Source organism: Krasilnikovia sp. M28-CT-15 (assembly GCF_047159595.1).
GTDB lineage: Bacteria > Actinomycetota > Actinomycetes > Mycobacteriales > Micromonosporaceae > Actinoplanes.
The window spans coordinates 1,668,916-1,689,286 of record NZ_BAAGAK010000001.1 but is presented as its reverse complement, the minus strand read 5'-3'; the positions used below and the strand labels follow the sequence as shown (position 1 = coordinate 1,689,286).

The 20,371-nt window shown below is 72.4% G+C and carries 17 protein-coding genes; 7 read left to right on the top strand and 10 right to left on the bottom strand.

All coding sequences use genetic code 11. The annotated features are described in order from the left end of the window. Positions 1 to 30: 30 nt before the first annotated feature. From ACMCNO_RS08100 to ACMCNO_RS08085, 4 genes are all read right to left on the bottom strand, one after another. A complete protein-coding gene (locus ACMCNO_RS08100; protein ID WP_412748781.1) occupies positions 31 to 1,596 on the bottom strand; it encodes a carbohydrate-binding domain-containing protein in 1,566 nt (521 codons plus the stop codon). Between the two features lie 120 nt (positions 1,597 to 1,716). After that, positions 1,717 to 3,210: a diguanylate cyclase gene (locus tag ACMCNO_RS08095; protein ID WP_412748780.1), complete on the bottom strand. Its 1,494-nt coding sequence runs from the start codon at positions 3,208 to 3,210 to the stop codon at positions 1,717 to 1,719. 44 nt (positions 3,211 to 3,254) lie between these two features. Further along, the gene (locus ACMCNO_RS08090) at positions 3,255 to 3,716 is read right to left on the bottom strand and encodes a nitroreductase/quinone reductase family protein (protein ID WP_412748779.1); all 462 of its coding nucleotides are present in this window, start codon (positions 3,714 to 3,716) and stop codon (positions 3,255 to 3,257) included. A gap of 140 nt (positions 3,717 to 3,856) precedes the next feature. After that, a complete protein-coding gene (locus ACMCNO_RS08085; protein WP_412748778.1) occupies positions 3,857 to 4,927 on the bottom strand; it encodes a calcium-binding protein in 1,071 nt (356 codons plus the stop codon). A gap of 217 nt (positions 4,928 to 5,144) precedes the next feature. Between ACMCNO_RS08085 and ACMCNO_RS08080 the strand changes: the two genes are divergently transcribed. Genes ACMCNO_RS08080 through ACMCNO_RS08070 form a run of 3 tightly spaced genes read left to right on the top strand, consistent with a single transcriptional unit; the run spans position 5,145 to position 8,470 of the window. Then, on the top strand, positions 5,145 to 5,834 hold the full coding sequence (locus ACMCNO_RS08080) for a copper homeostasis protein CutC (protein ID WP_412748777.1): 690 nt from the start codon (positions 5,145 to 5,147) through the stop codon (positions 5,832 to 5,834). A 9-nt stretch (positions 5,835 to 5,843) separates the two neighbouring features. Beyond that, the gene (locus ACMCNO_RS08075; RefSeq protein ID WP_412748776.1) at positions 5,844 to 6,500 is read left to right on the top strand and encodes a class I SAM-dependent methyltransferase; all 657 of its coding nucleotides are present in this window, start codon (positions 5,844 to 5,846) and stop codon (positions 6,498 to 6,500) included. Positions 6,501 to 6,508: 8 nt separating this feature from the next. After that, positions 6,509 to 8,470, top strand: coding sequence for a delta-60 repeat domain-containing protein (locus ACMCNO_RS08070; RefSeq protein ID WP_412748775.1), 1,962 nt, complete (start codon positions 6,509 to 6,511; stop codon positions 8,468 to 8,470). Positions 8,471 to 8,521: 51 nt separating this feature from the next. Here the strand turns inward: ACMCNO_RS08070 and ACMCNO_RS08065 are convergent, their stop codons facing one another. The 3 genes from ACMCNO_RS08065 to ACMCNO_RS08055 all read right to left on the bottom strand — a co-directional run bounded on the left by ACMCNO_RS08065 (position 8,522) and on the right by ACMCNO_RS08055 (position 12,305). After that, entirely contained in the window at positions 8,522 to 10,210 is a 1,689-nt protein-coding gene (locus tag ACMCNO_RS08065) for a hypothetical protein (RefSeq protein WP_412748774.1), read from the bottom strand. Between the two features lie 224 nt (positions 10,211 to 10,434). Beyond that, complete coding sequence (locus tag ACMCNO_RS08060) at positions 10,435 to 11,073, bottom strand: response regulator (protein ID WP_412748773.1); 639 nt, start codon at positions 11,071 to 11,073, stop codon at positions 10,435 to 10,437. Next, positions 11,064 to 12,305, bottom strand: a complete 1,242-nt coding sequence (locus tag ACMCNO_RS08055; RefSeq protein ID WP_412748772.1) for a histidine kinase — start codon at positions 12,303 to 12,305, stop codon at positions 11,064 to 11,066. The genes ACMCNO_RS08060 and ACMCNO_RS08055 overlap by 10 nt, the downstream gene beginning before the upstream one ends. 199 nt (positions 12,306 to 12,504) lie before the next feature. Between ACMCNO_RS08055 and ACMCNO_RS08050 the strand changes: the two genes are divergently transcribed. Genes ACMCNO_RS08050 through ACMCNO_RS08040 form a run of 3 tightly spaced genes read left to right on the top strand, consistent with a single transcriptional unit; the run spans position 12,505 to position 15,891 of the window. Then, entirely contained in the window at positions 12,505 to 13,425 is a 921-nt protein-coding gene (locus ACMCNO_RS08050) for an ATP-binding cassette domain-containing protein (RefSeq protein WP_412748771.1), read from the top strand. Continuing rightward, positions 13,422 to 14,219, top strand: coding sequence for an ABC transporter permease subunit (locus tag ACMCNO_RS08045; protein ID WP_412748770.1), 798 nt, complete (start codon positions 13,422 to 13,424; stop codon positions 14,217 to 14,219). Before ACMCNO_RS08050 ends, ACMCNO_RS08045 begins: the two co-directional genes overlap by 4 nt. A gap of 31 nt (positions 14,220 to 14,250) precedes the next feature. Continuing rightward, entirely contained in the window at positions 14,251 to 15,891 is a 1,641-nt protein-coding gene (locus ACMCNO_RS08040) for an alpha/beta hydrolase (RefSeq protein WP_412748769.1), read from the top strand. A 9-nt stretch (positions 15,892 to 15,900) separates the two neighbouring features. On the opposite strand, the gene ACMCNO_RS08035 is transcribed toward ACMCNO_RS08040, so the two are convergent. Next, positions 15,901 to 17,277 (bottom strand): LVIVD repeat-containing protein, encoded by a 1,377-nt coding sequence (locus ACMCNO_RS08035; RefSeq protein WP_412748768.1) that lies wholly within the window; start codon positions 17,275 to 17,277, stop codon positions 15,901 to 15,903. A gap of 92 nt (positions 17,278 to 17,369) precedes the next feature. Here ACMCNO_RS08035 and ACMCNO_RS08030 point away from each other — a divergent pair, with 92 nt between their 5' ends. Further along, entirely contained in the window at positions 17,370 to 18,848 is a 1,479-nt protein-coding gene (locus ACMCNO_RS08030; RefSeq protein ID WP_412748767.1) for an ABC transporter substrate-binding protein, read from the top strand. Positions 18,849 to 18,968: 120 nt separating this feature from the next. Here ACMCNO_RS08030 and ACMCNO_RS08025 read toward each other — a convergent pair whose 3' ends face one another. Together ACMCNO_RS08025 and ACMCNO_RS08020 are read right to left on the bottom strand one after the other, a co-directional pair. Continuing rightward, positions 18,969 to 19,778 carry a hypothetical protein gene (locus ACMCNO_RS08025; RefSeq protein WP_412748766.1) on the bottom strand — a complete coding sequence of 270 codons (810 nt, stop codon included), beginning with the start codon at positions 19,776 to 19,778 and terminating at the stop codon, positions 18,969 to 18,971. Next, positions 19,765 to 20,325, bottom strand: coding sequence for an RNA polymerase sigma factor (locus ACMCNO_RS08020; RefSeq protein ID WP_412748765.1), 561 nt, complete (start codon positions 20,323 to 20,325; stop codon positions 19,765 to 19,767). Before ACMCNO_RS08020 ends, ACMCNO_RS08025 begins: the two co-directional genes overlap by 14 nt. Between the last annotated feature and the right edge of the window lie 46 nt (positions 20,326 to 20,371).

Here is a 20,371-nt window from a genome sequence, read left to right as displayed (position 1 = left end):
TCTCGCCGACGGGCGCCGCCGCCGGAACGGTCAGGCGTTGAGACCGGCCTGCACGCCGCGGACCGTGGACAGGACCGGGTCGTTCGCGGGCATCTCCAGCGGGCACCTCTCCCGGCTCCACGGGTCGTACTGCACGACGCTCCACACGTTGACCCCGGCCACGGCCGGGTAGGCGGTGTACCCGGTCAGCTTCTGCGAGATCGCGCTGGTGCGGGCGGCCACGCTGGTGCGGCAGCCCGGCCCGGCCTGCACCCCGGTCTCACCGATGATCACCGGCTTGCCGACCGGCGCCAGCTGCGCCACCACCCGGGCCAGGTGACCGGTGATGATCGCGTTGCTGCCGTTCCAGTCGTACTCGTACTCGTGCAGCGAGGCGACGTCGATGTTCGGCGAGGCGTGCAGGGTGGCGTAGTTGCTCGTGCCCTTCATGTCCTCCGACAGCACGCCCGTGCCGACCAGGTGGTTCGGGTCGATCGACTTGATCGTGGCGGCGGTGGTGTCGAAGAAGCCCTTGACCAGCGCGTCGGTGTAGGCGGCGGAGGAGAACGAGCCCGGCTCGTTGATCATCTCCCACATCGCGACCGCAGGGTTGTCCTTGTACCGGGTGACAACCGTCGTCACCCACGGAAGGTAGTTGGTCCTGTATCCGCCCGCGTACCAGGCCGTGGACTTGTCGCCACCCTCGGGCACCACGGCACCGTCGTGCTCGCCGCAGTAGTTGCGGCCGTCCGCGAGCGTGAAGATGACCTTCTGCTGGTGCGCCGCGGCAGCGGCGACGATCCGGTCCAGCGCGGCGGTGCCGAACGGCTGGAACGCCCAGGTACGGGTGATCGTGTTCGGCGCCAGTCGGGCGAAGTAGTCGGCCAGCTGCGCGTCACTCCACGCCCGGCCGTCACAGCCGGACATGCCGTACGCGTTGAGGCCGACGTACTTGAACGGCTTGCCGCCGAGCATGAGCTTGCTGCCGGAGCGGGTGACGAACCCGGCCGCGGCGGCCTTCTCGACCGGAGCCGGGGCGCTGCTGGCGGGCGGAGTACTGGTGGCGGGCGGGGTGCTGGTGGCGGGTGCGGTGCCCGAGGCGACGACCCGGTCGATCTCGACGAAACGGTGGCACCTGGCCGTGCCGTACGGATTGAGGAAGGTGATCCCGACCCGGTGCCTGCCCGCCGCCCAGGAGCCGGTGAAGGTGTACGTCGTCCAGCGGGTCGCGGACACGGTCGCCAGACCGGCCCTGACCCCGTCGACCGTCACCTGCATCCGCGGGGCGGCGCTGCCGCACCGGCCGCCCATCGCGCTCACCTGCAGCCGGGTCGCGCGCACCGGGGTGGTCAGCGTGGCGGAGGCGGTCGCCTTGTGCCAGATGGCCAGCGCCGCGCCGCCGGAGGCCCGGCGGTCACGGTAGTCGCCCCCGTGCGCGGAGGAGATCGCCATGGCCTCGCCCTGCAGCGACACCGACCTGGTGGCCGCGGCCGCGGGCAGCGCGGTCAGCGTGACCGCGGTCACCGTGGCGGCCGTGGTGGCGGCGAGCGTCAGCCGGACACGGCGCGACGCCGCCGACGGGCGGGGCTGGCGGTGCTGCGGGACGCTCTCGCTCATGATGACGGTCCCATCGGCGGGCCCTGCCGCTTGCTGAGACGACTCCAGCGCCGGTCCGGCGCCCGGTTGCCCGTCGAGGGACGGCCCAACCGCCCCGTCGAGGGACGGCCCGGCCGTCGTTCAGACCGTGACCGGCGCGGGCACCTGCGGCCCCGGTGCGGCGTCCGCCAGCACCCACCGCCCCCGGCCCAGCCGCTTGGCCTGGTACATCGCCGCATCGGCGGAGCGCAGCAGCGCACCGGGGCGGTCCGTGTCCGGGCCCCCGCCGGTCGAGGCGATGCCGATGCTCGCGCCGACGCTCAGGTGGTGGCCGCGGAACGGCACCGGCTGCGCCAGCGCCAGGACGATGCGGTCGGCCAGCCGGACCGCGTCCTGCGCCGCCGCACCGAGGCAGACCAGGACGAACTCGTCGCCACCGAGACGGGACACCAGGTCCTCGGCGCGGGCCATCGCGGCGAGCCGGCCGGCGACCGCCACCAGCACCGCGTCGCCCGCGTCGTGGCCGTAGGAGTCGTTGACCTCCTTGAAGCCGTCGAGATCGAGGTAGAGCACGGTCACCGGGGTCTGGGCGGTGGGCCGCAACGCGGCGAGGTGCTCACCCAGCGCCGCCCGGTTGGCCAGCCCGGTCAACGGGTCGTGCTGCGCCTGGAAGGCCAGCTGAGCCTGCGTACGGTCCTGCTCGCGCACCGCGATCGTGAAGCGGCTCAGCACGAACACCGTGCACATCGCGGCGGCGCCCAGCGCGATGAACGTCCGGGCGTCGAAGCCCGCGTGCGCCAGGGTCAGCGTCGGGGTGGTCATCAACGCCAGGCCGAGGAACAGCACCCGGGCGGGGTGCAACGTCGGCACCCGCCGCCCGCTGCGCGTCAGCTCGGCGCGTCCCGGGTGCAGCAGTGCGGCGGTCATCAGCGCGTTGCCGAGCATGACGACCGTGCCCAGCCGCGACGACGCCTCGTAGCCGAGCCAGTCCGACACCAGCCCCCGTTCGGCCAGCTGCGGCAGCACGTTGATCGCCAGGTCGTTGCCCAGCAGTACGGCGGCGGCGCCGGACAGCAGCCGGGTCGGTACGCCGCGGGTGCCCGGGGAGAGCACGACGACCAGCACGCCGGCCAGCAGCACCACGTCCGCGACGGGATACAGGGCGGGCACCACGGTGTCGGCCAGCGAGTAGCCCTGCCCCACGTAGGGGCTGATCAGGAACTCCCAGGCCAGCAGCGCGGCGGCGATGGTCAGGGTGCCCGCGTCGAGCACGGCCCCGCGCAGCCGGCCGGGTGCCCGGCGGCGGGCCATCCGCACCAGAGCGGCGGCGACCAGCGGATACCCGGCCAGCCAGCACGCATCGGCCACCCCCACCGAGGGCACCTCACCGGCCAGGTGGCTGTAGAGCATCTCGATCGCATCGCCGAGGAACCACAGCGTCTGGGCCAGGGCGATCAGCAGCCACGGGCGCCGGTCGTCCGCCAGCCGCAGCGCCGCCCACCAGGCCACGCCGCACAGGGCCAGATAGACGACGGTGTACGCCACGTCACCGGCCGGGGTGCCGTAGCCCGCGAACAACGCGGCCACCGCGGCCGCCGTCGCCAGCAGGAACAGCCGTACGTCGCGCAGACACATGGCCGTACCGTCGGCCGGTGGGGCCCGGAGCTGAGGGGTTTGCGTCAGGAAGCTGGTTCGAGCCGGAACACCACGATCGGGCGGCCGCCCGCGCGCTCGGCGTACACCGGGTAGGCGGGCCACTCGGCGACCAGCAGCGCCCACAACCGCTCGCGCTCGGCGCCCTCGGCGCGGCGGGCCCGGACGGCATGCACCGCGCCGCCGACGGTGACCGTGGCGGACGGGTCGGCGGCGAGGTTGTGCACCCAGGCGGGCTGGTGCGGCTGGCCCCAGTTGGAGCCGACCACCACCCAGGCGTCGCCGTCGCGGACGAACACCAGCGGGTTGCTGCGCGGCAGGCCGGAACGGCGCCCCGTGGTGGTGAGCAGCAGCGACGGGATCAGCCCGAGCGCCACGACGCGGCCCCGGGTGAGCCTGCTGACCAGGCGGTCGGCGGGTACCAGGAGGCGGCCCGCCCGGGCGAACCAGCGCTTGCGGCCCATGCGGCGCGCGAGGGTGCGGATCATCGCCACAGTCTGCCGGGTGGGACGCCGCGCGGCGACCCCCGGTTGTCGCGGCCCGCACAGAAACACGGCGGCCCGGCCGTGGTGCCCGTACCTGTCGGTACGGGCACCGCCCGGCCGGGCCGTCGTCGGTGTCGCTGTCCTTACTTGGTGGCTGCCTCGAGGTCGGCCGAGAGGCTGACCACGGCCTTCTGCTGGACGGGCGCGAAGCTCGCGGCCGACGAGCCGGCCGGGTTCTCGCAGTTGAACGTCGCGCCGGAGGCGCCCACGAAGCACAGGTCCCGGTTGTCCCCGCCGTCGACCGCGTCGCGTGCGGTGGCACTGCCGACCGGCGAACCGTCCTCGGCCAGGGCCTCACCCGCGAGGACGTCGTCGCCCGCGCGGCCGAAGATCCGGTCGGCACCGGCCTCGCCGAACACGATGTCGTCGCCGGCGCCCGCGTCGATCGTGTCGTTGTCGGCGCCGCCGAGGATGATGTCCACGCCGTTGCCACCCGCGATGTTGTCCGCGCCGGCCTCGCCGTTCATGATGTCGTCGCCGTCGGCGGCCGACAGCTTGTCCGCCCCGGCGCCGCCGACGAGCGTGTCGTTGCCCGTGGAGCCGTAGAGGGCGTCGTTGCCGCTCTCGCCGACGATCTCGTCGTTGCCGCTGTCGCCGCCGAGCGCGTCGTTGCCGGTGCCGCCGGAGATCAGGTCGTTGCCGGCCTTGCCCTGGGCGACGTCCGCGCCAGACTGGCCGTAGAGCCGGTCGTTGCCGCCGTTGCCGATCAGCTTGTCGTTGCCGGAGCCGCCCTGCAGCTCGTCCCTGCCGCTGCCGCCGTTGAGGGTGTCGTTGCCGGACCCGCCGTTCACCAGCAGGTAGACGGCCGTCTTGTTGGTCACGGTGTCGTTCTTGTCACCGAGCGAGACGTTGAGGGTCTTGGTGGTCTTCGGCGTCGTGCACTTGACCTTGGTCTTGTCGCCCTTGACCGCCTTGCAGCCCTTGCCGGCCTTGAGGGCGACCTTGTCGTCGAGGGTGACGGTCCGGCCCTTGATCGTGAGGGTCAGCCCGTTGGCCTTGCCCTTCTGGGCGTTGAACTGGACGGTGGACGAGCCGACAACCTGGGCATATCCGGCCGAAGCGGCCTGAGCCGGCGCCGAGAAGAAGGCGGTGGAGGCGATCGCCGCGGCGGTCGTGCCGATGCCGGCCAGGACCTTCCGGTGGAGCAGGGACATGCAGGAACCCCGTTTCGACGGTGGACGATGATCAAGCCACGGCATCGTACGCGAGGGTCGCTCGAAATTTCGCCCCCGGATTCCCGGGTGTGACGACCACCCTGGACGTCCACTCACCACACCGGGGTGAATACGGATAAGAGCCACTGGCCGGACCTATCGGGCAAGCCACTCGATCAAACTGGAAGGTTTGCTAAATATTTGGCATGATCACCCCATGCCGAAGGCCCTCCTGGAAGTGATCGCACTCGATGCCGTCGATGCGCGTCATGCGGCGGCCGGCGGCGCCGACCGGGTCGAACTGGTCAGCGACATCCACCTGCTCGGGCTGACACCGACCGTGGAGACCTTCACCGCCGTACGCGCGGAGACCGACCTGCCGATCCGCGTCATGCTCAGACAACAGGACGGCTTCGCCGCCGGAAACCTGGACTCCCTCCGTCGCTCGATCGACGCGTTGCGGGCCGCGGGCGCCGACGAATTCGTGCTCGGCTTCCTCGACGCCGACGGCCGTGTCGATCTCGCGTCGCTCCGCGCGGTGCAGGCGATGATCGACGGCTGCGCCTGGACCTTCCACAAGGCCCTGGACCACGCGACGGACCGGCAGGCGGCCTGGCGGGCCATCGACGGCCTGCCCGGGCTGGACGCGGTACTCACCTCCGGTGGCCCGTTCGGCGTGGCGGAGGGACACGACGCACTGATCGCGGAGGCGAAGTCCCAGGCATTGCGCATCGTCGCCGGTGGCGCGCTCCGCGAGCACCACCTCGCACCGTTGCTCGACGGCGGCGTCGACGCCTTCCACACGGGCGTCGCGGTGCGCGCGCACACCAGCTGGGATTCCCCGGTCGACGAGGGCAAGGTACGGCGCTGGCGGGAACGGCTGGGCGCCGGCGTGCCCGTCCAGTAATCTGCCGCGGTGAATATTCACGCCCTCCGCTGGCGACTGGTCGACCGTCCCGGGTCCTGGGGCGCGAAGCGGCGGGAGGCCCGGTCCCGGTGGCTGGTGGAGACGTTCCCCGAGCTGCCCGAGATGTCCGTGGTCGACCTCGGCGGCCGGGTCGGATTCTGGCGCCGGCTACCGGTACGCCCGAAGCACGTACACGTGGTCAACCTCGAGGCGGCCCCCGCGGAGCTGCCGGACTGGGTCGAGGTGAGCCACGGCGACGCCTGCGCGCTGCCCGCGCCGATCGCCGCCCGCCGCTACGACCTCGCCTTCAGCAACTCGGTGATCGAGCACGTCGGCGGGCACGAGCGGCGGCTGCGGTTCGCCGAATCGGTGCACGCGCTGGCGCCCGCGCACTGGGTGCAGACGCCGTACCGGTATTTCCCGATCGAGCCGCACTGGGTCGCACCCGGCATGCAGTTCCTGCCCGTCGCGGCACGCCGCGAGGTGGCCCGCACGTGGCCGCTGGCCTACACGCCGGGCCGCACCCGCGCGGAGGCACTGTCCCGGGTGCTCTGGATCGAACTGCTGGACAAGACCCAGATGCGCGCGTACTTCCCGGACTCGGCGCTGCGGCCGGAGAAGGTTCTGGGTCTCACCAAGTCGTTGATCGCGTACAAGCTCCGGTAGGAGGATCCGTGACCGCGTCACGTCGTCGCCTGTTCACCAGGGTCATCGTCCCGGCCGTGGTGCTCGCCCTGGCGGTCCCGCCGGGCGCCGCACCGGCGGCCGCGGTCGCCGTGCCGCCGCCCGCGGTGGCGACGCTCGCCTCCCCCGACCCGGTCGACTACACGCCGCACGCCCGGAACGGCAGCATCCGCGCGTTCGCCCAGATCGGCACCACCGTGTACGCGGGTGGCTCGTTCACCGGCATCAGGGCGGCGGGCGGTACCGGCTGGACACCGGCGAGCTACCTGGTCGCGTACGACTCCCGGACCGGCGCGCTACTGCCCGGCTTCGCACCCGTCTTCGACAGCGCGGTGCAGACGCTGGCGGTCAGCCCCGACGGCAAGCTCATCGTCGGCGGCGACTTCCGCACGGTGAACGGGGTGGCCCGCCTGAACCTGGTCGAGATCGACCCGGCCACCGGCGCCACGGTCACGGGCTGGGCCGGTCGCGCCGACGGCGGTGTCGTGCGGCGCGCCGTGGTGCGGGGCCGGTACCTGTACCTCGCGGGCGCGTTCCACTGGGTCAACGGCACGCGGCACGGCCTGCTGGCCCGGCTCGACGCCGCCACGGGCGCGATCGACAGCGGTTTCCAGGTCGACGCGGGCGGTGCCCGGCCGTACGCCAACTCGACGGAGCTGGTGTGGGGGCTGGACGTGTCGCCGGACGGCCGGACGGTCGTGGCGACGGGCAACTTCACCGTCGTCGACGGCGCCGACCGCAACCAGGTCGTCGTGATCGACGCGACCGGCACCCCGTCGGTCGCCGACTGGCACACCGACCGGTACGTGGCCGGCTGTTACAGCGGCGGGTTCCCGTTCTACGCCCGGGACGTGGACTTCTCCGACGACGGCAGCTACTTCGCGATCGCGGCCGACGGCGGCCGGGGTGACGCGTACTGCGACGCGATCGCGCGCTTCGAGACCGCCGACCGGGGCGCGGTCGAGGCGACCTGGGTGGACTACACCGGCACCGACTCGGTCACCTCGATCGAGGCGGCCGACGGCCTGGTCTACGTGGCCGGGCACTTCCGCTGGCTGAACAACGCCAACGGCAACGACTCCCGGGGCGAGGGCGGTGTCGACCGGTACGGCTTCGGCGCGCTGGACGCGAGCAACGGCGTACCGGTGGTGTGGAACCCGGGCCGCTCCCCCGGCGGCGATCTCCCGTCCGGCGGCGTCGAGTGGGCCCCGATCGTGTGGGAGCTGTGGAAGGGCGACAACGGCCTGTACGCCGGGTTCGACTCGGACGGTGCGGGCGGCGAATACCACGGCCGGGAGGCGATGTTCCCCACCGCGGGCGGCCGTTCCGTCGGCGTCCAGGACGCCCCGAAGGCCGCCAAGGGCTATCTCTACCTGGGCGCCGGTGACGGCAAGCTGACCAAGGTGCCGTTCGACGGCACGGCGCTCGGCACGGCCGCGCTGACCAGCCAGAGCCAGTTCACCGCGGGCCGGGCCGCGTTCAGCGTGTCCAACAAGCTCGTCTGGGCACGGGTCGACCGGGCCGCGCCGTCGGGCAGCCTGCTCGACGTGTCGATGTTCTCCGGCGGCGCGGTGGGCGCGCCCTGGGTGGGCAACGGCTTCAACTCGTGGTTCGACGCCGCCGGAATGACCGGTGCGTTCTTCCTGGCCGGGCGGATGTACTACACCGTGGCCACCAGCGACGCCCTGCACTACCGGTACCTGACCACCGACGGGTTCGTGGTCGGCTGCACCGACTTCACGCTGCCCACCACGGGCGTCGACTGGCACACCGTGCGCGGCATGGCGTGGGTCGACGGCCGCATCGTGTACGGCGCGACCGACGGCAAGCTGCGTACCGTCGGATTCGACCCCGCCGCGGCGACCGCCGTCAGCGGCCCCGCCGCGGTCGTCGCCCCGGCCGCCGCGGACGCCACCTGGTCGAGCCCGACCCTGTTCTTCGCCACCTCCTGACCGGACGCGCGTCGGGTGATGCTCCGGTAGGTGGCGGGGGATGTCCGCCGGTTACGGCGATACCGCCACCGGACTCAACTGGTAAGACATGCCGCTGTTACCCACCTGACCGTCGACGTTGAGGCCCCAGCAGTAGGCCCTGGTGTCGCTGCCCACCCCGCACGTGTGTTGGAGACCGGCAACGACCTGGGTGAAGCGCACCCCGGCCGGGGCGGTGACCGGCACCGGAGTCGAGTGGTCCGCCGTGTCGCCGTTGCCCAGCGCACCGTAGGCGCCGTGGCCCCAGCAGTAGGCCTTGGCGTCGCTGCCCAGCCCGCACGTGTGGGCCCAGCCGACGCTGAGCTGGGTGAAGCTCACCCCGCCCGGGGCGGTGACCGGCACCGGAGTCCACTGGTCCGCCGTGTCGCCGTTGCCGAGCTGACCGTCGTAACCGGAGCCCCAGCAGTAGGCCTTGGTGTCATTGCCCAGCGCGCACGTGTGTTCGGGACCGGCGGTCAGCTGGGTGAAGCGCACCCCGGCCGGGACGGCGACCGGCACCGGAGTCCACTGCTCCGCCGTGTCGCCGTTGCCCAGCGCACCCCAGGAGCCGCTGCCCCAGCAGTAGGTTTTGGTGTCGCTGCCCAGCCCGCACGTGTGGGTGTAGCCGGCGGCGAGCTGGGTGAAGCGCACCCCCTCCGGGGCGGTGACCGGCACCGGAGTCATCGACCCGTAGACCGTGGTGTCCTCGTTGCCCAGCACACCGTAGGAGCCCTGCCCCCAGCAGTAGGCCCTGGTGTCGCTGCCCAGCCCGCACGTGTGGAAATTGCCGGCGGTGATCTGGGTGAAGCGCACCCCCTCCGGGGCGGTGACCGGCACCGGAGTCCACTGGTCCGCCGTGTCGCCGTTGCCCAGCTGACCGGAGCTGCCGGAGCCCCAGCAGTAGGTCTCGGTGTCGCTGCCCAACCCGCACGTGTGGTACCAGCCGGCGGTGAGCCGCGTGAAGCGCACCCCCTCCGGGGCGGTGACCGGCACCGGACTGGGGTGGTCCGCGGTGTCGCCGTTGCCCAGCACACCGGCGTAGCCGCCGCCCCAGCAGTAGGCCTTGGCGTCGCTACCCACCCCGCACGTGTGGCCGATACCGCCGGTCACCTGCACGATCTGCACGCTGGGCGCCGGTGTGGTCGGCACGGGCGTTGTCGGCACGGGCGTTGTCGGTGCCGGAGTGCTGGGCTGGGGACAGTTGGCCCGCCGGTCACCAGCACTCCTGCCGCAGTGGTTACGGCCCCGTCCACCATCGATGGTGTCGGTGCCGGTACCGCCGTCGATGCGGTCGTCGCCGTCCTGCCCGCGCAGCGTGTCGTTGCCGGCACCACCGGTCAGGGTGTCGTTTCCGGCACCACCGTTCAACTGATCGTTTCCGGCACCGCCGTTGAGGTTGTCTTTGCCCGGCCCGCCGATCAGGGTGTCGTTTCCGGCACCGCCGTCGAGTTTGTCGGTGCCGGCACCGCCGTCGACGATGTCGTTGCCGCCCCGGGAGACGATGGTGTCGTTGCCGCCCAGGCCGCAGATGACGTCATTACCGCGGGTGCCGTACAGCCGGTCGTTGCCCTTGGTGCCCACGATCGTGCACGTCTTGCCGACGGCGGACACCGGTCGCGCCGCCCAGGCCGGACCGGCAGGGGCTACCGCCGCACCGCACATCGCCACCACCACCGCCAAGACGGGAGCGGACCGCAGCCCAGGAGCGGAACCACGCAGCATCGGGGGTCACCTCGACAGGAACACGGGGGCGAGCAGGCACCAAGGCGGGCACGCCTCCGTGGAGTGCAGAGACACCGCAGCCCGCGGAAGGCCCTGGGGGGAGCACCAGCTTCTCGCGGTCCGGTTGGATCTGGTGGTACATGTCGGGTGCAGCGTGGTTGCCCGGCGAGCGCCCGCGTCGGGCCCCTCACCGGCCGCTCCGGGAACTGCCGCGGCGCAGGTGCTCAGGTGCCGAGGTACCTGAGCACGGCCAGCACCCGGCGGTGGTCGGTGTCCATGGGCGGCAGATCGAGCTTGGTGAAGATGTTGCTCACGTACTTCTCCACCGCGCTGTGGCTGACCCGCAGCGCCTCCGTGATGCCGGTGTTGGAGCGGCCCTCCGCCATCAGCCGCAGCACGTCCTGTTCCCGCGGGGTCAGGCGGCCCATCGGGTCGTCGCGGCGCACCATCAGCTGCGCGACGACCTCGGGGTCCAGCGCGGTGCCACCGGCCGCCACCCGGCGCAGCGCGTCGAGGAAGTCCGACACGTGCGCCACCCGGTCCTTCAGCAGGTATCCGACGCCGCGGGTGTCGACCGACAGCAGGTCCGTGGCGTACCGCTCCTCGACGTACTGGGAGAGCACGCACACCGCGACCTTCGGGTGCTGGCGGCGGATGACGAGGGCGGCCCGGATGCCTTCGTCGGTGTGGGTGGGCGGCATCCGTACGTCGACCACCGCGACGTCGGGACGGTGCGTGTCGACGGCGGCCAGCAACTCCTGGGCGTCGGGCACCGCCGCGACGACCTCGAAGCCACCGTCGGTGAGCAGCTTCGTGAGACCGGCGCGCAGCAGGACGGAGTCTTCGGCCAGTACTACTCGCATGGGACGTCCACCGTAACGGTTGTCGGGCCGCCGGGCGGACTCACCACGGTCAGGCTGCCGTCGACGGCCGCCGCCCGCTGCGCCAGACCGCGTAACCCGGAGCCGGGGCCGTCGGCGGACGCGCCGCCGCGGCCGTCGTCGGTGACCGTGACGATCAGCCGGTCACCGACGCGTTCCGTCACGACCTCGGCCCGGCTGGCGCCCGCGTGCTTGGCGACGTTCGTCAGCGCTTCGGACACCGCGAAGTACGCGATCGCCTCGATGCTCGGCGAGCACCGTTGCGCCACCTCCACGCGCAGGCGCACCGGCAGCGGCGCCCGCGCGGCGACGCCGGACAGCGCCGCGTCGAGCCCCCGGTCGTTGAGCACGGCCGGATGCAGGCCGCGCACGAAGTCGCGCAGTTCCTTCAGCGCGGCCGTGGCCTCGTCGTGGGCCGCGGCCACGACCTCGCGCACCTCGGGGGGCCCGTCGGCGAGGGCGGCCCGGGCCATACCCAGGTTCATCGCCAGGTAGACGAGGCGTTGCTGCACGCCGTCGTGCAGGTCCCGCTCGATGCGGCGCCGTTCGGTGTCGGCGGCGTCCACCAGCTCGGCCCGGCTGCGCGCCAGCGACTCGACCCGCGCGGCCAGCGCCTCGGCGGGACCGGGGCCGAGCAGGCGCCGCGCCGCCGCGGTGTCGGCCGCCGCGACGCCCCGCGCCACCCACGGCGCGGCCAGCAGCAAGGCCACGGCGCCACCGAACCACAGGACATGCTCCGGCCCCGAACGGTGGCCACCCGGCAGGACCGCGAGCACCGGCGCGGTCCAGCACAGTACGACGGCCGCCCCGGCGACGACGCCGAGCAGCGGGGCCAGCAGATGGTAGGCGAGTTGGCGCCAGAAGGATCCCGCCGTCCACGGCCGCAGAAGACGAAGCCAGCCGGTACCCGGATCGTGTTTCGGCGCGGCGATCTCGACGCCGAGCAGCGCCCGGAAGCGTTCCCGCTGCAGTGCGCTGAGGAACCGCACACACGGCAGCAGCGCCAGCGGGCCCACCAGGGCGACGAGCACATACAGCACGATGAGCAGCCGGTCACCGGTCGGCCCCGTGACCAGGCTGGCCACGGCGGCCCCACACAACACGGCCAGCAGCCACACCATCGCGGCGGTCGTGGCGCCCAGGAACATCCCGGCCATCGCGTGAAAGGTGGCCCGCCAGGCGCGCGGCGACGACAGCGCCCGCACGACAGCCATCGGCCATCGGTAGGTCATGGCGTCGCTCCCAATGAATTCATGTGATCACCGTAGGGATCCCGGCCGCGGACGACCACCGGGCCAACCCACCCCGCGGGGTGGGGAAAACCCCAAGCCGGTGCGGCGGGTCACCCCACTGACCGCCGCGTCGTGCGCTGGCAGCGTAAACGCCGCCGGGACGACACGAGGAGCGACAACGATGATCGAGGCACGCGGCCTGACCAAGCGATACGGCGACAAACTAGCCGTCGACAGGCTGACCTTCACCGTACGTCCGGGAATGGTCACCGGTTTTCTCGGCCCGAACGGCGCCGGGAAATCCACCACCATGCGGATGATTCTGGGGCTGGACACCCCGTCCAGCGGTTCGGTGCTGGTGAACGGCAGGCCGTACGCCGAGCATGCGGCGCCGCTGCGCGAGGTCGGCGCGCTGCTGGAGGCCCGCTCGGTCCACCCCGGCCGCAGCGCGTTCCACCATCTGCTGGCACTGGCCCGCACCAGCGGCATCCCCCGCTCCCGCGTCGACGAGGTCATCGACGCGGTCGGGCTGGCCGGGGCGGCGCGGCGGCGGGCCGGCCGGCTGTCGCTCGGGATGGGGCAGCGGCTCGGCCTCGCCACGGCACTGCTCGGCGATCCGCACACGATCGTCCTCGACGAGCCACTCAACGGCCTCGACACCGAGGGCATCCGGTGGGTGCGCACGCTGCTGCAGGGCCTCGCCGCCGAGGGCCGGACCGTTTTCGTCTCCTCACACCTGATGAGCGAGATGGCGCTGACGGCCGAGCACCTCATCGTCATCGGCCAGGGCCGCCTGATCGCCGACACCGGCATGGCGGAGTTCCTCCGCACCCGCAGCCGCAGCGTGGTGCGGGTCCGCACCACCCACCCCGAGGCACTCGCCGCCCGGTTGTCCGGGCCCGGGGTCGACGTCTCGTTCGACGGGGGCGAGGCGCTGACCGTGTCGGGGTCGACCACCGACCGGATCGGCCGGATCGCCGGTGCGGCCCGCATCACGCTGCTCGAACTCACTGCCGAACAGGCCTCGCTGGAAGAGGCCTTCGTCGACCTGACCCGCGACGCGGTCGAGTACCGCGCGAACACCACTGGAGTGTTGTCATGAGGCATCTCGCCCGTCCCGCCACAGCGCAGCGGGTGACCCAGGTACGCGTCATCGGCTCGGAGTGGACGAAGTTGCGCTCGCTGGCGTCCACGGTCTGGTGCCTGGCGGCCACGGTCGCGCTCGTGGTCGGGGTCGGGGTGGGGTACGCGGCGCTGCGTGCCGCCCGCCCACCCGCGGACCCGTCCACCTTCGACTCGGCCGCGGTCAGTCTCGCGGGTGTCCAACTGGCGCCATTCGCGATCGGTGTCCTGGGCGTGCTGTTCTTCACCGGCGAGTACGCCACCGGCTCGATCCGGGTGAGTCTCGCGGCGGTGCCGGCCCGCCTGCCGATGTTGTGGGGCAAGGCGGTCACGTTCGGCCTCACCACCGTCGTGCTGGCGGTGCCCGCCGTCGCGGTGGCGTTCTTCGCGGGGCAGTCGGTGTTGTCCGCCGAGCATCTGGACACCGGCCTGGGCGAGCCCGGCGTGATGCGGGCCGTGTTCGGCAGCGCGTGGTTCCTGACCGCGGTGGGTCTGCTCGGCCTCGGTCTGGGCGCGCTGCTGCGCAACACCGCGGCCGGGATCTCCGCCCTGTTCGGGCTGCTGTTCGCGCCGCAACTCGTCCTCGGGATGCTGCCGGAGTCGGTGGCGGACACGGTCTACCGGTACCTGCCGACCCCGGCCGGGGCGGCCCTCACGAGCACCCACCCCGACCCGGACACCCTCGGCCCGTGGACCGGGTTCGGTTTGTTCTGCCTCTACACCGCCGTCGTGCTCGGGCTCGCCGCCTGGCAACTGCGCCGCCGCGACGTCTGAACCATCCACCCCATCGATTCAGGAGGACCTGATGACACGGTCACGAAAGAGCACCGTGCTGGCCGCGGTGCTGGCCACCACGGCGGGACTCGCGGTGGTTCCCGCCGCCCTTGCCGGTACGACACAGGCCGGTACGACACAGGACCGCGCCGGTCAGCCTCAGCCCGCCGCTGACCAGCGTGGGCATGCGGTCGCCGCCACCCACCAGCGCGGTGACACCGACCAGGCCGGGGAGGGGCTCGCGCGGTTCCACCATCAGCGCGTCGATTGGAGGAAGTGCCGGCGGGCTGCCGACGACACTGACGGTCGCGCGCTGGATGACGCCGGGGTGCGGTGCGCGGACATCCGTGTGCCGCTGGACTACGGCCGCCCCGGCGGACGCACCATCACGGTCGCGATCGCCCGGAGCAAGGCCACCGATCCGGCCCACTACGCCGGTCCGCTGATCGTCAACCTGGGCGGCCCGGCGAACCCGGTGCTCTCCGCCGTGCCGCAGGCCCGGGAATCGATGGGGGCGACCGGGGCCGGCTTCGACATCATCGGCATGGACATCCGCTTCTCCGGCCGCAGCACGCCGATCGACTGCGGCTGGCGGGCCAGCTGGCTGCCGCGCTCGGCGGGTGCCGGCCGGGCGAGCTTCGACCGGATGGTCAGGCTGTCGAAGGACCTGGCCCGCCGGTGCGGCCGGACCAACGCCGGCGTTCTCGCGCACGCGTCGGCGGCCAACGCCGCCCGGGACATGGACGTCATCCGGGCCGCGCTCGGCGCGCCGAAGCTGTCGTTCGTCGGCTACTCGCAGGGCAGTTACCTGGGCGCGCAGTACCTGCAGCGGTTCCCGCGGCGGGCCGGGCGGATCGTGCTCGACAGCACCATCGATCCGGACCGGCCCGGGGTGACCGTCCTGTCCGAGCCCACGGTGGCCGCGCGCCGGGAGGCGGCGTTGCGGGAGTGGGCCGCACAGGCCGCGGCGAATGACGACCAGTGGCACCTCGGGTCGACGACTGAGCAGGTGCTCGGCACGGTCAACCGGGTCTATCTGGCCGCCGCCCGCCGACCGCTGCGGGTGGGCCGCTACCGGGTCGACGACACCGTCATCCCCGGTGTGATCTCCAACCTGCTGGTCGACGACCGTGAGAAGACCGCCAGCGAACTGGCGGCCACCGTCCAGGTACTGGCGCGGGCTGCCGACACCGGGCGCGCCGAGCCGACACCGGCGCTCGCCACCACGCTGGCGGGGCACCTGACCGGCCGGGACTCCGCGCAGCGCAGCGCGGCGACCGCCGTGCTGTGCGGGGACTCGCCGGTGTCGCGCGACGTCGAGGGGTACTGGCGCGCCGTCGAGACCGCGCGTGCCAAGGCACCCCTGTTCGGCCCGCTGGGCGCCACCATCACGCCGTGCGCGTTCTGGCCGGAGCCGCCGCGCGAACAGCCGATCCGGATCCGCAACGAGGTACCGGCCCTGGTCGTCCAGGCCGCCGGTGACGTCAATGCGGTTCTGGAGATGGGTCAGGCGATGCACCGGGCCCTGGGCGGCTCCCGCATGATCACCCTGGAGGGTGTCCGCGACCACGGTGCCTACCTGTTCCGCGGCTCCGAGTGCGTCGACGCGGCCGTGAACGCCTATCTCACCACGGGCGACCTGCCCGCCGACGATCTGCGGTGTCCCCGATGACCGGGCCCGCTAGGGGCTGGCGAGCCGCAGGATGTCGACGCCGCGGGTGTTGTCCGCGACGTACACGAGGCCGTTGTGCCAGAACGGCGCCCACGCCCGGGCGTCCGCCGGCCGGTGGTACGCGATCTGCGTCGGGTTGGTCGGGTCGGACACGTCGATGAACCGGGTCCCCTGCGCGTAGAAGGACTGGACGAGCACGTGGCCGTGTACGTCGAAGTAGTGCGCCGAACAGTCCTCGCTGACCGGGTCGCTGCCCTCCTGGCCCGCGACGCTCCACGTGCCCACGGTGGCCAGCCGGAACGGCTGCTCGGGTGTGGAGCGCCACGACTGGCCCTGGTAGGACCCGGTCAGCGACGCGATGACCAGGACCCCGTCCGCGGCACAGCCCGCCTGGAAGCTCTCCTCGGTGACGTAGATGAGGTCGCCGAAGCGCCACCCGCCGTCCGGCCAGCGCGCCCCCACCGGGCGGTGGCTGTTGTGCATGAACCGCGACGGGGCGGCCGTCTCGGCGATGCCGCCCCCGGCGTACGGCACGGGGTCGGTGGCGGTGGCGGTGCGGGTCTGGCGGCGCACCGGATCCCACCGCCGCCCCTCGGTCCAGTAGCCGCGGACCCCGCCGCGCCCGGACACCCACGCCACTCCGGCCGCGTCGACCTGCACGTCGTGCGCGTAGTCGGTCTTGCCGTCGTTGCGGGCCAGGTAGATGGGGTCGGCGAAGACCACCGGATGGCTCGGGTCGCGCACGTCGGTGACCCAGATCGGGCGGCCGCCCCAGTCGGCGGGCATCGTGCTGGACTTGGCCGGGCCGCCGGTCCACAGGTACCGGCAGCGGTTGATGCAGCTCGTGGTGTGCCCCGCCGGCACCTGGACGTAGCTGAGCTGGCGCAGCTGGTCGGGGCGGCCGGCGTCGACGATGTAGACCCCGGACTCGCCGGTGGCGACGTCACCGGCGAACGCGCGCGGGTCGCGGGCCAGGAAGACCAGCTTGCGGACCGGGTCGACCTCGGTGTTCTCGGTCTGCCACATGCCGGGCAGCGCGAACTCGCCGAGCAGCCGCGGATTCGCCGGATCGGCGAGGTCGTACGACCGCAACCCGAACGTGCCGGTCACCAGCATGACGTCGCGGCCGTCCCCGTACGTCAGGAAGTTGATCGAAATGGCACCGGTGGCCGTGGCCACCGTGCCGAGCAGCTCGACGTTGCTGCTGGCCCCGGTCGCGGGCTGGTGATGGTGGTGCTCCGCGGCGCTCGCCTGGTGGTGATGAGCCGCGGACCCGCCGTGGGGTGGGTCGTCGGGGTTGCATGCCTGGGCAGGCGTGCCGGTCAGCAGCAGGGCCGCGACCACCGCCGGGACGAGCGCCGGTTGCCACCATCGCGTCACCAACATGGTCACTCTCCTCGTTGAGCGGGCAACCAGCCGGACCAGAATATCGATGTCCATCACTTCGTTTCAACGGTGCCGGCTGGAATACTCCGCGCATGCGCACCACCCTGGCGATCGCGGCGACCGTGACCGTGCTGGCGGTCACGGCGACCGCCACCTACGGCCTGACCCGCGGCGACTCGTCGGCGCTCGCGGTGGGGCTCAGCGAGCCGTCGACCCTGCTGCCCGGCCTGGTCGAGGACCCGCCGGGCCGGTTGGTCGTCAGCGCACTGTGGACCCCGCTGACCGAGGTCGACCCGGCCGGGCAGCCGACACCCCGGCTGGCCGCGTCCGTGACCAGCCCGGACCAGCAGGTGTGGACCATCCGGCTGCGCCCGGGATGGCGGTTTCACGACGGTACGCCGGTGACCGCGCACGCCGTGGCGGGCACCTGGCAGGCCGGGCTGGCGCAGCGCTGGCCCGGCGCCAGGCTGCTGAGTGACACCGTGCGGGTGCGCGGCGCACGACCGGGGTCCGCCGAGATCCCCGGCCTCCGAATCGCCGACGAGCACACCCTCGAAGTGACCCTGGAGGCGCCGTTCGCCGAGCTGCCACTGGCGCTGTCCGCGCCCGCCCTTCAGCCGCTGCCCGAGTCGGTCCTGTCCACCCGCGACTGGGCCGGGTTCGCCGCCCACCCGGTCGGCACCGGGCCGTACCGGCTCGACGGGGCATGGCGTCCCGGCCACGGCGCCACCCTGCGCCGGTTCGCCGGATACGCTGGGCCACGGCCCGCGGCGGAGCGCATCGACCTGCGGGTGCTGGCCCCGGCCGCCCAGTACGCCCAGGCCCGCGGCGGCGACCTCGATCTCGCCACCGACCTGCCGCCGGACCGGCACGCCGCCCTCGACACGGCCTTCGGCGCCCGGCACGGCGCGTGGCCGCAGGGCGTCACCACCTACCTCGGGTTCGCGCGGACCGACCGGCGGTTCGCCGATCCGGGTGTGCGGCACGCGTTCTCGCTGGCAATCGACCGTGCGGGTCTGGCCGCCGGTCCCCTGGGTCACCAGGTGTCGCCGCTGACCGCGCTGGTCCCGCCCGGAATCCCGGGCGCGCGCACCGGCGCGTGCCGCGCCTGCCAGCACGACGAGGTGGCCGCGCGTGCCACCCTCGGCGACCCACCCACCGGCCCGATCCACCTGTGGTATCAGCCGTCGCAAGCCGGTTGGGTCGCGGCGCTCGCCGACCAGCTCGGTCGCGCCCTGCACCTCACCGTGCAGCCGCGCCCGCTGGACGGCGGCGTCCCCGCCGACGGCATGGTCCTCGCCGAGCAGACCGTGGCGTATCCCAGCGCGTACCCGGCGCTGCTGCCACTGGCCGGCCGGGACCAGCCCGAGGTACAGCGCCTGTGCGCGGATGCCGCGCGCCACCCCGACCCCGCGGAGCGGTTGCGCGGCTACCGCCTGGCCGAGAACGTCGCGCTGCGCGACCTGCTCGTGATCCCGCTGTGGTCCCGGCACGGACACGCCGTCTGGTCACCGCGCATCACCACAGTGGCCACCGACCTGTACGGCCCCCGGCTCGACCGCCTCCGCTGACCACTCCCACTGCGCCGCTCGACGCCGCGAGCCTCAGGCGGCCGGGCGCGTGTGGCGCAACACGGCCGCCTGTGCTGGTGACCAGGACCCGCGCCTTCGTGAAAGCGGGCCGCCAGTTGGTCAGTGCACTTGGTAAGGGCCTGGAGTGATCACGACTTGGGTTTCCTCCGGAAGGGAACGCAGCCATTTGCCGCGGTTGGCCTTCCAGGTGTGAACTGCGGCCGGGGATGCGTAGACGACGCGGAACCACACCCAGGTACCGGGGGCGGCGCCGCTCACGTCAACCGATACCGTGTGCCGGCCGGGAGCAATATCCGCCAGGTACTGCCAGCGGTTCTCGAACTCGGCAACCAGGAGATGCGTCTCGCTCTGGCCGTTCTCCACAACCAGATCGACCGATGATCTGTGGTCGATCAGGTCCATATTCATGACGTACGGCTCCACCTCCGGCGAGCCATCATGGCCGGACGGCTTCAGGGTTACCGGGAAGGTCGGCGCCGGATCAGGGGACGACGCGGCCGTGGTGGACCGTGACGTTGCCGCGGGCGGCGGTGTCGGGGTGGTCAGGTTCGGCGCACCGCCCACGAGGCCAAGCTGCACTCCGACCACGGCCAGAGAGGCCGTCAGCATCACGACCAGTGCCGCGACCAAAGGCAGGACCGTCGACGGCAGCGGGCGGTAGAAGGCGAAGCCGAGCGAACGGATGGAGGGCCGGAGGCCTCCGATGCGGCTCAGCCGCTCCCCGAGCCACGTGCGAACCAGGCGCGGGCAGGTACTGCTGGTCGCCGCCTGTCGTTGCCGGATCGCGGTGAGTCCAGCGTCGACATCGACACTCATGCGAGCGACCTTCTGCTCGGCTCCGCAACCGGCGAGTTTCAGGAACTCGCGCTCCGAGGGGGTCAGAGCGTCTTCGTTGTTATGCGTCGGCACGCTCGTCTCCTCTCTCACGGCGCAGTCGCCCTAGTGTCGCCCGACCCTGTTGCAGCTGGCTACGTACGGTAGACGGCGACACCCCCGTCAGCTTCGAGATCTCCTTTGCCGTGTACCCCTCGGACGTGAGAATCAGTGCAACGCGCTGTCTGCTCGGCAGATGTTGGAGCAGCTCCAGAGCCCCCTCAGCACTGATCACGCGGGATTCGACGGGCTCCTGTTCACCGGGGGTGAGCAGCTTCCTCAGCCGCGGGCGGAGATTGGCTTCCCGGTCCTGCAACCGCACGCCCTTCCAGATGATGGCCTGCTTGACATAGTTGAAGCGTTCGCCCGGGGTGCGCGATGCCAACTTGTGCCAGTTCTGGAACGCGGTGGCCATGGCTTCGTGTGTCAGATCTTGAGCGTCCTGGCCAAACATGTGGGTCGCTACCGTGATCAACCTGATGATGTTGTCCCGGTAGAACCTCTCGAACTCTGTCGCTCGGGAATCAGGTGGGTCGGCCTCACCCCCGTCCGCGGCTGGGGCACAGGTGATGTCCTGGGTCACCGCTCCTCCAGCGGCGGCCCAGCCGCTTCGCCGGTCCGAATCCGCA